Annotated in this window: 10 protein-coding genes; 2 read left to right on the forward strand and 8 right to left on the reverse strand. The window is 52.6% G+C overall.

What is annotated here, in order from left to right:
- Positions 1 to 171: 171 nt before the first annotated feature.
- Both Pan161_RS00725 and Pan161_RS00730 read right to left on the reverse strand, forming a co-directional pair.
- The gene (locus tag Pan161_RS00725; RefSeq protein WP_145223705.1) at positions 172 to 2385 is read right to left on the reverse strand and encodes a site-2 protease family protein; all 2214 of its coding nucleotides are present in this window, start codon (positions 2383 to 2385) and stop codon (positions 172 to 174) included.
- 33 nt (positions 2386 to 2418) lie between these two features.
- On the reverse strand, positions 2419 to 3315 hold the full coding sequence (locus Pan161_RS00730; protein WP_145223706.1) for an efflux RND transporter periplasmic adaptor subunit: 897 nt from the start codon (positions 3313 to 3315) through the stop codon (positions 2419 to 2421).
- A gap of 322 nt (positions 3316 to 3637) precedes the next feature.
- Here Pan161_RS00730 and Pan161_RS00735 point away from each other — a divergent pair, with 322 nt between their 5' ends.
- Positions 3638 to 4717: an NHL repeat-containing protein gene (locus Pan161_RS00735; RefSeq protein WP_145223707.1), complete on the forward strand. Its 1080-nt coding sequence runs from the start codon at positions 3638 to 3640 to the stop codon at positions 4715 to 4717.
- A gap of 61 nt (positions 4718 to 4778) precedes the next feature.
- Positions 4779 to 5312 carry a hypothetical protein gene (locus Pan161_RS00740; protein WP_145223708.1) on the forward strand — a complete coding sequence of 178 codons (534 nt, stop codon included), beginning with the start codon at positions 4779 to 4781 and terminating at the stop codon, positions 5310 to 5312.
- Positions 5313 to 5328: 16 nt separating this feature from the next.
- Here the strand turns inward: Pan161_RS00740 and Pan161_RS00745 are convergent, their stop codons facing one another.
- The 6 genes from Pan161_RS00745 to Pan161_RS00770 form a co-directional block, all read right to left on the reverse strand.
- Positions 5329 to 6900 (reverse strand): DUF7133 domain-containing protein, encoded by a 1572-nt coding sequence (locus Pan161_RS00745; protein WP_145223709.1) that lies wholly within the window; start codon positions 6898 to 6900, stop codon positions 5329 to 5331.
- Complete coding sequence (locus Pan161_RS00750) at positions 6894 to 9311, reverse strand: c-type cytochrome (RefSeq protein WP_145223710.1); 2418 nt, start codon at positions 9309 to 9311, stop codon at positions 6894 to 6896. Before Pan161_RS00750 ends, Pan161_RS00745 begins: the two co-directional genes overlap by 7 nt.
- Before the next feature lie 199 nt (positions 9312 to 9510).
- Positions 9511 to 11022 carry an SGNH/GDSL hydrolase family protein gene (locus Pan161_RS00755; RefSeq protein WP_197995623.1) on the reverse strand — a complete coding sequence of 504 codons (1512 nt, stop codon included), beginning with the start codon at positions 11020 to 11022 and terminating at the stop codon, positions 9511 to 9513.
- 200 nt (positions 11023 to 11222) lie between these two features.
- Positions 11223 to 11639 (reverse strand): carboxypeptidase-like regulatory domain-containing protein, encoded by a 417-nt coding sequence (locus Pan161_RS00760; protein WP_145223712.1) that lies wholly within the window; start codon positions 11637 to 11639, stop codon positions 11223 to 11225.
- Positions 11640 to 11666: 27 nt separating this feature from the next.
- Positions 11667 to 12605, reverse strand: coding sequence for a DUF1559 domain-containing protein (locus Pan161_RS00765; RefSeq protein ID WP_145223713.1), 939 nt, complete (start codon positions 12603 to 12605; stop codon positions 11667 to 11669).
- A gap of 360 nt (positions 12606 to 12965) precedes the next feature.
- Positions 12966 to 14597 carry a DUF1570 domain-containing protein gene (locus Pan161_RS00770; RefSeq protein ID WP_145223714.1) on the reverse strand — a complete coding sequence of 544 codons (1632 nt, stop codon included), beginning with the start codon at positions 14595 to 14597 and terminating at the stop codon, positions 12966 to 12968.
- Positions 14598 to 14671 lie beyond the last annotated feature (74 nt).

Raw genomic sequence — 14671 nt, forward strand, 5'->3', positions numbered from 1 at the left:
GAAGCCTCCTTGCCGCCGTCCGCTGTAAAAAAATGATGCTGTTTTAGTAATCGATCAGCTGACTGTATTTTGAATCGCGGAATTTTAGCAATTCTAACCGAATCTGCAAACGTTGATTCTCTATCTCACCAAAATGTGAAGACGGGCAGTTTGCGAAGTATATGGAGATGCCTATTGGAACAGCCGAATGGTTTTTCTGAGCTGCCGATATGCCTTTTTTCCCAGTGATTCAGGTGGCACTTTGATTTTGGCCTGCCCGGTCGAGTGAATCAAAGGTTGTTCTGCCGGTGTTTGCAGCGTGACCATTGCCAGGTACGACGTACTGCTGAGCTGCTGTTTTCCTGAAGCATTTACTTCGGTGGTGAGTTCTTCGCGGTGTATCAGGTTGGGATGCAAATCATCCAGATCGATTTCCGCAATTTCCTGAACCGTACCCGTTAAGACGTTACCCGGGTATTCATCCAGCAGGATGCGCACGCTCTGGCCGGGTTCGATAAATTCGACATGTTCCTGATCGACAATCAGTCGCGCCTGCAACTGCGCTGGATTGCCGAGCGAACACAGCCAGGTGCCCCGTTCCAGAAAGCAGTACCGGTTATCTGCATCAAAGGGGGAACCGGTCCAGGCGGGCAGATCGGCCTCCTCGTGGTTTGCTGCCTTTCGTGGTGCAGGAATCAATGTTCCTGTGATCGGCGCTTTCAGTGAGAGTCGACGCTGATCGGTTTGCCGCTGTTTCAGCTGGTCTTGGAGGTCAAGCCGTTGTTCCCGCGCTGTGGGGAGTTCCTGCTCTGCTTCCGGATCATCCAGCTGGCGACGTTCGAGGTTGGAAATGCGGAGCTCCTGTTCGTGGATCTGCCCGGTCAGCTTGAGAATGTCCTGCCGAATCTGTTCATTCGACAGCTCTGCGATCAAGGAACCCTGTTCAATCAGGGTTTGTGGCGTGGCCGTGGATTGAAGAAAACCGGGGGCGGTGACGTAGACGTGTTTGGCATTTTTAAGCTCGATCAGAGCAGGAGCCGAAATCCGGTGAGGCAGGGGAATCCACAGCAGGCCCGCCAGAAACAGCAGCACGGCAGCAGAGCGAATGGTAAACCGCCGCCATTGGATCTGGCCCGCATTGGCATAGGTTCGAATTTCAATGGCAGCAGATTTCACAGGCACGATCAACATTCCCATCAGCACAAAGGCTCCCATGACCTGTGCGATAATTTCCAGGCCGTAAGGTTCCAGAACATAATAACAGACGGTCAGAATGGCGAACACAATAAACCAGCGATAAATCGCCGAGGCGATGCCGTACGCAAACAGAAAGCGTCTCAGCCGCCGGGGCTCCTTGAGCAGAGTCTCTGCTTTGTGACCGAAAAACCAGTGATGCAGCCGGTTGGAAACGATCGCCTGTGCCCGCTGTCGCAGGTTGGGTACTTCCAGCAGATCGAGCAGAATATAATAGCCGTCGTAGCGGAGCAGCGGGTTTCCATTCAGCAGCAGCGTATTTACCGAACAGACCACCACGATATTCAGGCAGAGTGAATGAAACAGTCCGGGATAGGAAAACCACCAGAGGAAAACGCAGATGGCCGAGATCAACAGTTCCACAAAGATCCCGGCGGAACTTACGATGATCCGATGCCACTTATCGCGCATCGTCCAGGCATCGCTGACATTCACGTATAGACAGGGAATGAAGGCCAGCAGCATCACGCCCAATTCCCGGCACTCGCCTCCCAGCTGTTTGCAGGCGAGCGCATGCCCCAGTTCATGCACGATTTTGACCAGCGCCAGGCTGCAGGCCAGCAGCACCAGATTCCGCGCTTCGAAGAAGGTCGCGAATTCGGGAAGCTGGGTGATGACCGCGTCCAGATGCGTGCAAATCAATGCAATCGCAGATCCCATCAGCGTTAACGCCGCCAGTAGAAACAGGGGGGTAAAACAGATTGCGGTCCATGGTTGCAGCCAGTTCAGCAGGCGGTGTGGGTCGATGCCTCGAAAGCGGATCGCCAGCGGGTTCATCCAGCGCGCCCGCCTTGACTGCTGCTGTTTCTGCAACTGACGGTCCAGCAGGATTTCCCCCTGACCGAAGGCATCAGCGATGATCAGCCCGGACTGATGCAGCCGCGACAGGAATCCCTGCAGATGGGATGCCTGCAGTTTTTGAGGCAGAAAACGTTGTTCGTATTTTTTTCGAATGACGTCAAAGGAGGCCCGTCCGTCCAGTTGCTGCAGAATGAAATACTCCTCGTCGCGCAACTGATAATACTGCAGGGAGATCGGGTCTTTGATGCCCCAGTATTTTTTTCCACCAAACTGCAGCGGTTGGACGTGCAGGTCGGCCCGCATTCTCAGTCGCAGTGGCTGGTTCGAAAAGTCTTGAGGACCGAACGACATGGTGGCTGGAGTCGCTTTCTGAATCGATCGGGTTTATTTAATGATTAAGGAAGCCCGCATCCCCGGTTTCAGTTTGAGGTCCGGGTTTTCGATCTCGGCCCAGACGCGCGTCTGATTATTAACCGGATTGATTTCGGGACTGACAAAGGAAATTTTTCCCTGGAATTCCATGACCTGTTTCGTACCGGGATTCACGATCAGGGTGACCGGGTGATTCATCAGATCCTGTTCCTGCAGTCGCGAGGCGTTGATCAGCCCTTCCGCCCGCAGTCGGTCGAGCCTGAGAATGCGTAGTACCGTATCACCGGGACGCACCCATTCGCCATCGCGGATCATTATCTGTACCACCATGCCTTTGATCGGGGAGACCACTTTCCGTCGCTGCACTGCCAGATTTGCAATCTGTTCGGCGTTTCGTTTCAGGCTGGCTTCCAGTTGAGTCGTCTTACGTTCTTCGGATGCCTGCTCGATTTCCAGTTCGGATTTTTCCGCAGTCAGCTTCAGGCGATCCAGTTCGGTTTTGGAAATGCTCTTGGGATATTTTTTGATCGAGTCTTCGGCTCGCTGCAGTTCTGCGTTGGCGACTTCATAAGCTTTCCGGGCAAAACGGAGATCGACATCATTGGTGGCTTTGAGTTGCGCCATTTCGTATTCCAGTTTGGCCTGCTGTAACAGGAGCATCGCTTCGGAATCTTCGATCTGGGCCAGCACCGCGCCTTTCTCGACCGTCATGCCTTCTTTGACTTTGATCGTATTGAGCTGGCCGACTTCCCGCGCAGGGACTTCGACTTCTTCAATCAGACTGACCAGTACCGAATCAATCTGCAATTCGGATGAGTCCGTCGATTTGTCGTCGGCAGCGATGAGGGGCTGCTGCAAACACAGTGACACGATGGTGAACAAAACAGGAATCGTGCTGGTGGCATTCATGGTATTCCCTTCCTTCTCAGAGGAAATCAGCAGGAATGGATGAAGTTAAAGTCTGTAACAGTCAGGATAACCGTTAATTTACCGTAGTGAGCCTCTCATACCACATCCGCGTGGGGATGACCATCTTAATTGACGTGTCTCTGGGAGTTGTACGTGAAACGAGGCGGGGATCTACGGAGAACATTGTCAGAATACCCTATTTTTTGGCATCCTCAATTGAGAAGCGGTCAATGTGTGCGTTAAGATCGATCAGAGGATGACTTTCTCTGATGGTTAATACAACAGATTTTCACGAACTTTTTGTTGCCAGGTACCCGTTTTTATGGATCAACGCTCCGCCTTCAACTCACGACAGACCGATTCCCGACGTGCCTTTTTGAAAACCGCCAGTGCGGCTGTCGCAGGCAGTTTTTTTGCGCCTGCCATTCTCGGCGCAGAAGACAAAGCGGGCAGCAAGCCGCCGGTCCTGGGCGAAGGGGCATTTCAATATGAAGCGATCCATAACTGGGGTGACATTCCCAAACATATCCAATGGGGTGAGACGCATGGCGTGTGCGTCGATTCCGCCGGGCTGATTTATATCAAGCATCGTTCGAAAACCAAAACACCCATGGATGCAATTGTGGTCTTTGACCCGGCTGGAAAGTTCGTCCGCTCGTTCGGCAAGGAATATCATGGCGGCGGACACGGGATTGATGTGCGCAAAGAAGGCAGCGACGAATTTTTGTATCTCTCCGATACGAAGCATGGCGTCGTGGCAAAAACCAGTCTGACCGGCGAAGTCGTCTGGACGATCGGGCGACCTGCCGCTCCCGAACATTATAAAGATACAAAGCAGCGTTACAGTCCCACAAATATTGCTTTCGCTCCTGACGGGGGATTTTATGTCGGCGATGGTTATGGTTCTCACTTTATCCACAAGTATACCAAAGAGGGGAAACCCGAATTTTACTGGGGCGGAAGTGGAACCGAACCTGGAAAAATGAAAACGCCGCATGGGATGTGGCTGGATGTACGGGACGGTACACCCAAGATTGCGGTCTGCGACCGGGCCAATCATCGTCTGCAGTATTTCTCGCTCGATGGAAAACATCTGGGTTTTGTCAATACAGTCAGCTTTCCAGCCGATATTGATATTCAGGGTGACATCATGGTCGTCTCCGACCTGCACGCGCGAGTCACTTTGTTTGATAAGCAGAATAAAGTCATCACACATCTGGGATACGATCAGGACTGGACGAACAAAGTCCTGGATGGATTCAAAGTACGTACGCAGCCTGAAACCTGGCAGGCCGGCCGATTCGTCCACCCGCACGATGCCTGCTTCGATCAGGAGGGGAACCTCTTTGTCACCGAATGGGTTTCAGTCGGACGCGTCAGTAAGTTGAAGAAACTGAGCTAATCATCCCGCTGATCAGAATCGTTTTACTCGCCGTATTATTATTCAACCCGTTTGGAACCAGATGAATTTTTCACACGAGTTCGATGAACAGCGTTTCTTCGAAATATGGACCGCGGTACGGATTGAGCGTCCCGTAAATTTTTCCCTGTTTACGTTCGGCGATCAGAAGCTGCCTTATTATCTGGTTTGTGGAGCCGCGGAGAGTGGTTCGACGGTCACGATCCGTAAAGGGGAAGTCAGTATCACCCGCCCGATGATCATTACCCCCGATCGCATGGAGCCGGAGTTTCGCAATTTCTTCGAAGAACAGGAAGAAGCCGACCTGGCCGCCTTTCTGCTATCGCGGACCGCTGGGTTTTCGAATCTGAAATTCGCCAATACCAGCGGCCCCGAGCGAATTGTGAGCGACAGCATTGAAGAAGCGGTCGCCAAACTGAATCGCCAACTGGACGATGAAGAGGAAGAACACGTTGCGATTCTGAGTGCCCCGCCCGGCATGGGAGGCATCGCGGTGATGCGTTATGCGGCGGAGCGGGTCTGGGAAAGTGCACCCGGAAATATCCAGGAATTACGCGAACGTGGTTTTCTGAATTGAACGTAACCGGGGCACATTACTTCGGGATGCGATTCAGAGTGTAGTAAGCGTTCGGATGCAGCAGAGACTGACCATCCTGACTTTTAACCCCTTCTGCGTTGAGTTCATGGACATACAATGCGCGCAAACCTTTGACTTTGAGGTTTGCCTTCAAACCATCATCCGAAATCGTGATGCTCTCAATTTCAAGGTGACGCGGCAGAATTTCATCGCTGCCGTAGGAAGAGTGATACGTGTAGGTGTAGCTCTGCAGCTTGTAAGACTTAGGATCTGCAGCTGTCTTGCGGTCGACCGGTTTGGTGAAGACCAGTTCGAAACCCTCGGGTTGTGCCCGCATCTCCTTGATTTCAAACGGCATTTTTTTCGTCCAGACCAGTCGCTGTAGTCCATAGGAGGCAGTCCCCAGACTGCTCCAGCCCCGATTGGTCAGGCCGACAAACATACTGCCGTCGGTTCCCTGAGCCATCCGAAGTACTGCGGAAGCGAAGCCGCTGCGAAAAGGGAAGCAGGCCCCCTGGTATTCGCCGTCCACTTTTTCCAGAAAGACACGTTGGATAGAAGCCTGTGTAAATTCGCCGACAAAAAACTGACCATCGAAGGGACCGAATTTTCCGCCGCTGTCGTCGAGCATGATGTCGGTTGCCGACTGACCGGCTTTTTTATACGGGAACCAGACAGCAGGTGGCTTGAGTTGTGGCATCCGTTTGAGGGCTTCCGGGAAAGGCAGGCCGTTGGGGATTTCTTTGATGCCCTTCACAGGTGAACCGGGAAGATTCATCGACGCCAGGGCTTCGACGTGGTGGAAGAACGCCCCTTCGCGCATGTGATGCAGTGAGTTGGTGGCGACCCAGTTTCCCTGCTGATCGGTGTAGAACACATCGCCGGCGCGGTTCACACCGAGTCCCGCTGGAGACCGCATGCCAGCACAGACGGGAATCAGTTCGCCTTCCGGAGTACACTTCATGCCCCAGCCGCGCCAGCGGCCTTGTGAAAAGCCCAGTGTCGGATCGGTGACCGCCCGCGATTTGTGTTCTTTCTTCAGCCCCAGTCCGATGTTTAATGTGAGCCACATGTTTCCATCGTGGTCGAGTACGGGGCCGTAAGCATATTCATGGTAATGACCGGTGACCCCCCAGCCTTTGGCGACGGTCAGATATTCATCGGCGATGTCATCGCCGTCAGTATCGCGAATGCGCGTCAGTTCGCTACGTTGGACGGTGTAGAAAGCGCCGTCTTTATAGATCAGCCCCAACGGTTCATGCAAGGCTGTCGCGAAGCGTTTGTAGGTTACGTTTTTGGGAGGCTGTTCATACACGCCGTCCATGATCCAGATTTCCCCCTTGCGGATGGCGACGGCAATGCGATGATCATCGAGCACTGCGATGCCACTGACTTCCAGTACCAGGTCACCGGGGGCCGGCTTCCAGTTGGCGGCCCGCGATTCAGTTTGCGCTCGGGGCGTCATGATCGAAACGAGTCGGTAATAGTCCGCCTCACTCTCTGCAAAAACAGACTGAATGTCGCCAGCGCTGCCGGCCAATGTGATGCAAAGTAATGTCAATGTAAACAGGATCGCGCGTGTTACCATTGGTAGGTCGCCTCAATCGTAGTATTAGCTGTAGCGGGTACGGGGATGATCCAGTCAGACTGGTTGTCGCGCTTGCGAAGAAGACCGGCTTTCGTCAGTTCAGACGAGACCGAAACCTGGAGGCCCGCCTGGTTTTGCATGGTCGTCGGGTTCAGCTGCTTCAGAGTTTTACCGGTCAGGCCGCGAAACCAGAGCGTCTCTGAATCGCTCTGCTGTGGACTGCCTTTGATGGTCAGTCGTCGTTTGAGAGCCTGTTTTTCGGTCGCTTCGAAACGGTCTTCTATGTCGAATTTTCCACAGCGATACAGAAAGGTGGGAATGCCTGCCGCATCGACGCGGTATCCGCGAAATTGCAATTCATTCGCATCTGGGGAATACGTGGGCCAGGGCTGCTGATTGTATTTCAAGAGCGCCACCGGGGCTCCTGCGGGAAACTGGATCGCATTGCTGCCCAGCGGGTCGGCGGGGGGGGCAAAGCGAATGAACCAGGTTCCCTGTGCATCCAGGAACCGGCCTTTCCAGGCGAGCGCGGGTCGGACCTGTTCGGCATCAAAGGCGAAATGAACCTTCTCCGGCAGGCCCACCGCGATGGCATGGGTTCCGGCCTCCTGCATGAAGGTGCGCAGAACAATCGGACGCTTGTCGGGGACGAGTTCGTAGTTTTTAGATTTTGCTACGAGGATTTTTTCAGGCAGAGGCTGTTTGGAACCCGCTTTCAGGTAGCCCCAGAGTGCCGCGATCTGCTGATCCACGTTCCCGTCGAGCAGCCCTTTATTCTGGCTCTGTCCACCTGGGAAAAAAGTGGGCATGCGGGTGCGTGGTTTCAGGGAAGCGGGGTCGAGCAGGAATTCACGGAACCAGTGGGGATGCACGCGATTGGTGACATCACCCAGATCGGTGCCGACCACACCCGGCATACTTTCGCCACGGATGGGATGACACTGGATGCAACCGGTCTCCAGCATGATGCGGCCTGACGATGCCAGTTTGTTGTGGTCGGGGAAAACTTTTGAATCGGGCAACTGCGTTTTACCATCGACTTTCTCAAAAGCGGTGGGCAGGGCAGAGACCTGTTGCTTCGGAAAAACAGGCATGCGGGCCTGCATGTGAAGGCGGATGTCGCCTCTCCCATTCAGGACTTTTGACAGCCATTTTTTCTGCAGTTTAAAGCCAATTCCGGTCAGCGTGGGAGGAATGCGGCCTTCATCACCCAGGTCGACGTGCGCGGCGGTTTCAAAGTAAGGCTTGCGGTTAAAGCCGACGCCCCCCCGTTTGTCTCGTTCATGGCAGGCATAACAGTTGAGCTGCAGCACCTGAAAATCCAGTTGCTGTTTCGGACTGGCAGGGTTCTGGTCGGGTAGACTTGCCAGGGTCTGCTCAATCGCCGTCTGTTGCTGCTGGTCCAGAGGATATGCGGGCATATTTTTCTGAGCAGCGTGCAGGCAACTGGTCGAAGCAGCTGCGTTTAATTTTGCCAATGGTTGAGCAAACAGTTTTGGTTTCAGTTTTTTTGTTTCGTGGCAGTTCACACACTTCAGTTCGACGAACAGTTGCTGACCTTGTGCGATTAAATCTGGCGCAATGGTATTTTTGTCCGCAGTCTGTACTTCGGTCTGTTTCCGAAGCAGATAGGCGGCGATGTCGGCTGCTTCGACCGCCTTGAGTTTGAGTTGCGGCATTCGACCGGCGGGTCGTGTCTGTTCGGGATTGAGCAGAAAAAACGTCAATGATTTTGGTGTGTATTTGGCTGGCAGGTTGCCGTGGGGAACCGAATTGACGGGACGCACAGCAGCGGCCAGTCCCAGTTCCTTAATGTCTTCGGGATCGAGTTGTGCGAGCATTTTATCGGTCGGAGAAATTTTAATCTCGCCTGGTTCATATGTTTCATCGGGTTCGTGGCAGGCGACACAACCGATTTTATGATACAGCTCCTGTCCCTGTTCGACATTGCCTTTTTTCCAGAATTCGTGAGGCACCGGATTGGCGCCGGTCGCTTTGATCTCGGGATAGTCAGACTGCTGTGTGGTGAGAAACGCGGTCAATGCAGTAATGGCTTGCTGCTTTTCTTCAGCGGGTAAACCATGGAGCACATCAGGCATCGTTGTGCCTGCTTTGCTGATTTGCGGCGCGGCGAGAAATTCGCGAATCCATTGCTGCTGCAGATGATTGCCGGCTCCCGTTAAGCGCGGTCCCCGTTTGGGTTGCAGTTCAGCGCGCTGTGATGGATGGCAGGCGACGCAACTCAGTTCGCTGATCAGCAGCTGACCTCCCGCCTGTGGTTGCAGTTCAGCATGCCGTGAAAATCGATCAAAGCCAGCGACAAACGGTGCCGCTTGTGTTTCACTGTGAACCGGCTGCCCGGTGTTCAGGAAGACCAGTCCCAGAAGTGTGAAAATCCAGCGTTGTCTCATCAGGTGTCTCTTTCATGTTGAGCAGCGTCACAGGTCAGATTCAGGGAAGATAAGATCAACGTCAGCGAAACAGACCTTGATCTTCGATCATAGGGCAGCAGCGGACTCGAATCAATCAGAGTATGCGTCAGATTTGTATCCTTTTTCTGCAATAATGAAACAGATTCCCTCAGCGGACGTAATGAGCTTACAACAGGATTTACTGCATGAAACTCTGTGTCGAGGTGGGGGGGATTTTCTGGCTGCGACCCCGGCTCCAGCCTTCGAGCCTTCTGCTGCGCAGCGCACCGCGGAGAAAATATTCCTCTGGCAGAGAATTTAAATGTGCCAGACGCAGTTGATCCCGGTTCGACTGCCAGTCAGCCGGTTGCGGGAGGAGTTGCAAGGTGACCAGTTTTTCATAGAGTGTATCGGCAATCAGCTGATGTCCTTTAATACTGGGATGCACATGGTCAACGAGCCATTCACTGCCGGGAATTCCATCCGGTGTACGCTGCTCAATTAAACTGCGGATATCAACCAGGGGTACATGAAATTCCTGCGCCAGCTCAAGCAGCGAAACATGCATCGGTTCCAGGATCCGCAACGGGCAGACGTCTTCTTCTTTGGCTTTCGTCAGCCAGTTTTTTGCTTCCGGATAAAGCTGCAGAGATTCACAGGTTTTTCCCACGCTGTACAGCAGATCGGCGTGCTGGTGGTCAATGCGAACGGCTTCTTTCCACAACTGCATTTTGCGATCAGCTTCATTCCAGCCACAATCGTTGGCTGCTTTCCAGCAGGCAATCAGTTGATCCTGCTGTGGCTGCGAAAGACCGTTTTGGAATTCACATTTAAACGGGGGACAGTTTTTGAGATTTGATACCGGATTGACCAGCACGAGCGGTACGTCTGCCTGCTTCGCGAGTAAAATCATCTGTCGTACATTGTATTTAAAATGATTCACAATGTCGCGACGATGGTCGAGGTCGCGATGATATCCTTCCAGGCCTTTCTGAAAATCGAGCCGGGCATTCACGTCTGCTGTCAACACGGTTTTGGGAGCGGCCGAAATTTTAGACTGCGTGTCTGGCAGGATGCGTTGCAAAAGAGATGCAATACGCAGATCACGGAGGGATTTCTGCGCGGTGAGATAAATCGGTGAACTCTGTTTGAAATTGCCGTAGGAGCGTTCTTCCAGAAATTCATTATGGCCGGTATAGACAATAAACAGGTCCGGCTGGTACTGCAGTGTTTCACGCAGGATGGGAACCAGGCGATAACTGGCATACGAGACTCCGCCACAGTTGATGACTTCCATGTCGCGCTCTGGCTCCGCTGCCTGCAGATTGATTTTCAGCCAGGTGGTGAATGATGTTTCGACGGCATAAGGTCGGCCCTGAACTGTCGAACCACCCAGTACAAATACGCGAAACGTATCTGCCGGTTTTTTGACGGGGAACGCTTGTGGGCGAAAGAAGTCGATTCGTTCCGGGGCGGTCTGATAACTGGTTCCTGCAGGATCTTTGATAAACAGTGTGGCATCAGAGCTGAAGGAGATGTAGGGGTCCTGACTGTCGGGCAGGGGTTGAACGCCACACAGTCGCAGTGCGATTTCCAGGAGAACCAGCAGAGAGAGTCCCAGCAGGATCGCTGCACCACGAAACAGCAGCGGATGGCGGGCTCGCTGTGTGTTGACTTGCGGATCGGATCTCGGATGACATGCAGGCTGCATCGCGAATATCTCAGTATCACAGGAGAGCAGGGGAGAAGAACGAAGCCTATTCATCCTATCGCGCGGCAGAGGCCGGGTCCAGAAAGAAAGGATTCCAGGCTCTGTCGGAGGGATAGAAAAACAGGCTCTACTCCTGAGAGCAGAACCTGTCCTGCATAGTTTCTGTGATTCACGTCAAACTGAAGTCATGCTGTGAAACGCTACTTGGCTTTCGAATCCAGATCGAAATTCACGGTGTTCTCGCCCGGTTTGACTTCCGCAGTGAGTTTTGAGTTTTGATTAAATTTTGCCGGGACCTGATCTTCTGTGTCATTGGGTGAACCCGGTTCACCCATCTTACTGATGCGTACCGCGTGCTGGCCTGGTATCGCTCCCTGTGTATCAGTGTTGTAAGCCAGTTCATAATGGCCGGTTTCATCAGTCATGCCTACCGAAGGGGCTCCCGACTGAGGTTGAAACGTCACGGAGGCCTGTGTCAGTGGTTGCCCATCTAAAGTGATCGTACCTGAGACCTGTCCCAGATCGGGTGTATCTGCTCCTCCCCCTGCGCAGCCGGCAAGCAGGCAGGCTGTCATCAGGCAGAGTGCATGTAAAAACTTAAGTTGATAAATCCACATTAATATTTCTCACAAATGATTGCTCTGTTAGAAGTCGCCGACCACTTCGCCGCCGTTGATAGTCTGAACTGCTCTGAGTAGATTGATATCGATGTTTTCAGTAACGAACCGCACGGCACCATCACCCATGAGTGCATGACAACCACCCACGTGTTCGCTACCTGGCGATCCCCAGTTTACCAGCTTATTGGTTGCGCTGGTTGGTTGGTTAATCTTTCGATAAGGGGCTGCAATAATCGCGGCGGTGGCCACCCATGTTGCCCAGAATGGACCTCGAATTGCCGAGTCTTTTTGCATCGGGGTCTCCATCATTACCATGGTGTTACTGGTACCATCGCTGAAGTCCCGCATCCTGGCTGCCCCATTGTGTCCAAAGGCCGTTTTGATTCCTGAAATAGATTCATAAGCGACACCCGCTGAATAGGTGAGATAAATAAAAGTGTAACTCGTGCGATAATCCTTTGCCGTCGCATAGGCCAGGTTTGAGGTGTAGGAGTAAGGACCATGTGAGTAGGAGTCACTGGGGCATTCAAAAACCGGGATGGAGTGTGAAGTGGCTGCCGTTTGAATACCTGCGGTGGGACCAGTGCAGACCCCGTTGCCATCACCTAATCCGGTAGCCATTGAGAAGTTGACCTGATTGTAAATATTTGCCTGATCCAGGAAAGGAAGCATGTAGAGCTGACCGGTGTGGTTGCGTGTTTCTTGACTTCCCAGCCAGGCACAATCATAACCACCACCGTTGACATCTCCGGGGGGGAGGATGCGGTGGGAATCGTGGTAGTTGTGCAACGCCAGTCCCTGTTGTTTCAGGTTGTTCTTGCAGGTGGAACGCCGGGCTGCTTCACGTGCCTGCTGGACAGCCGGCAATAACAGGGCAATCAAAATGGCGATAATAGCAATCACCACCAGTAACTCAATGAGGGTAAAACCCTGTTTAGATCGACTTTGGAACTTGAGTGCCATTAGTTCGTTTCCTTTAGATGAGGATGACAGGTTAAGTAAAACTAAATTAAAAAAGATAAATTTGAGGTGAAGCCACTATTCTACGTATATTAAGAAGACTTAAGCAAGAAAATTTAACAGTAAATTTAATTAACGTGTTAGAATGTTAATTAGTATAATTTAATATGCGTGTGCTGCTAGAGTGCGTCACAGATAACCATAGCGTCTCTCAATCTGGTATATTCGGTCCAAATGGCCCTGGAGACACTACAGTAAAACTGGACAGAGTCTTAGTCTGGGAATAAGGTCTGATGACAGTCTCTGAGAGTAAACAGACATCGCAAGCTCGAAACACGTTTTCCGGTTCGAAGCGAGCCTGGTTTACTGGGAGGATTGCAGACTCAACGCGCGTTCGTTGAGGGCTTTCTGCAGGCTCGCCGAGTATTCTCTGTATTGCCGATCGAGATCGGTATAAGAGACGCCCGTTGATTCGGCGAGGGACTGCGGGTTGTTTCGCACACGGGAATTGAGACTGTAGAGCTCCGTCAACTGATTAATGAACGCATCCCGATATTCGCCGCGCGACGCGTGCATGAAGAAATGCGACAGGCCGGATGCCTGGCTGTAATTGGGGCTGATGTTGGGGCTGGTCTGAAAAGCATTGCGGCCCATCGCTGCAAATGTTTCCAGGGGGACATAATAATCATCTTTCAACAGCCGATAGCGGGCGGCGTTGAAGCGGATATGGTTCGGGTTTCCGGCCCGGAATTTTTTTCCGTTCTTTTCAAACGATTCCATGTAGCAGGCAATTCCTTCGATGGCCCAGAAATGATTCTTCTCGCCGACCTGGCGGTTCCTGCCTTGAAAGCTGCTTTCATAAAACAGCTGATGGGTGGCCTCATGGTACAGTGTTCCCAGATCGCCTTCTGCATCGGGACGATGATAGAAGTGGGAGATCCGATCGCCGAACAGATAGATGCCGTGCGTGAGACTGATCTGGGGAATGTCTTTCTGAAGTCGCTGCAGATATTCCTCGCGCGTGCTGTAGTAATGCATCACGTGTTGATCGTTTTTATTGCGACGTTGAAATGGATTGCGGGCTCCTTCAAACAGTTTCTGCATTTGTTGGGGCGTGTTGAAGAATGCTGCGAATGTCTGGTGGAAATAGCGGTAAAAGTCTTCCATTTCGGTAGCCAGCTTCACACCCATTTCCAGGCTGTGGTTGGTTTTGATCAGAAAATGTTCGGTTTTGATTTCCCAGGCGTTGCGGAAATCGCGTCGGATTTCTGCTTCCTGTGCCGCTGATTTCCAGCGTCCGTTGACATAGCGTTCGCCCTGCTCATAACGGGTGATATACGAAGCGGGTAACCAGCCGAACTGGGGATGCCATTGCTGTTTGCGATCGTGCATCTCTTTTTCAAAAGGGGTAGCCCATTCGTCGCCGTTCCGTACGTAGCCCAGAATCTGCCGTACTGATCGATGATCGGGATTATGATACGCGGTTTCCAGTATCAGATCGTAAGCGTAACTCGGAAAGCCCTCATGCAACACTTTGCGGGAGAACACGAACAGATCATTGGCCTGTTCCTCCTGCAGGTTCCGCAACTTCAACCGCCAGTTGCGTTCAGCGGCAGGCAGACTGAGAGGCAGATCCGGACGGACTTCACGCGGTAGAGGGTTGGCCTGGGGATCGAAATCCTGCACGTCTTTAATGATTCCGGTGATGGTCTGCACGCCCGCCTGCTGTTGGTCGCGCTGACAATTCTGTGCCAGTTGGATCAGTTTGTCCCGAAACGCGCTTTGCAGAATACTGTACTGTTTCTGATAGGTCGACAGCGCACGTGAGTCCTGTGCGAGTACGTGATCGGACGGGGCCAACAGCAGTACTGTCAGGGTCAGCAGCCAGAACCCGCGAGAGAATTTGCAATCCCAGCCTGCCCATGCAAATGGTTTACGTTTTGTGGAACCAGAGCTATAAGCAAATTGATTGGTTTGCTGCTGCGTGACAGGCATGTTCACTGTTGTTCCTTGCTTGAAATCCAGTAGAGACGTTTTTTGCAGGCAAGCTTCTTATTCGATTGTAGGGG

It is taken from the genome of Gimesia algae (genome assembly GCF_007746795.1).
Taxonomy (GTDB): domain Bacteria; phylum Planctomycetota; class Planctomycetia; order Planctomycetales; family Planctomycetaceae; genus Gimesia; species Gimesia algae.

Coding starts and splice junctions, on each gene's coding strand:
- Pan161_RS00740 (WP_145223708.1), top strand. CDS start 4,779: ATGAATTTTTCACACGAGTTCGATGAACAGCGTTTCTTCGAAATATGG.
- Pan161_RS00745 (WP_145223709.1), bottom strand. CDS start 6,900: ATGGTAACACGCGCGATCCTGTTTACATTGACATTACTTTGCATCACA.
- Pan161_RS00770 (WP_145223714.1), bottom strand. CDS start 14,597: ATGCCTGTCACGCAGCAGCAAACCAATCAATTTGCTTATAGCTCTGGT.
- Pan161_RS00725 (WP_145223705.1), bottom strand. CDS start 2,385: ATGTCGTTCGGTCCTCAAGACTTTTCGAACCAGCCACTGCGACTGAGA.
- Pan161_RS00750 (WP_145223710.1), bottom strand. CDS start 9,311: ATGAGACAACGCTGGATTTTCACACTTCTGGGACTGGTCTTCCTGAAC.
- Pan161_RS00730 (WP_145223706.1), bottom strand. CDS start 3,315: ATGAATGCCACCAGCACGATTCCTGTTTTGTTCACCATCGTGTCACTG.
- Pan161_RS00765 (WP_145223713.1), bottom strand. CDS start 12,605: ATGGCACTCAAGTTCCAAAGTCGATCTAAACAGGGTTTTACCCTCATT.
- Pan161_RS00735 (WP_145223707.1), top strand. CDS start 3,638: ATGGATCAACGCTCCGCCTTCAACTCACGACAGACCGATTCCCGACGT.
- Pan161_RS00760 (WP_145223712.1), bottom strand. CDS start 11,639: ATGTGGATTTATCAACTTAAGTTTTTACATGCACTCTGCCTGATGACA.
- Pan161_RS00755 (WP_197995623.1), bottom strand. CDS start 11,022: ATGCAGCCTGCATGTCATCCGAGATCCGATCCGCAAGTCAACACACAG.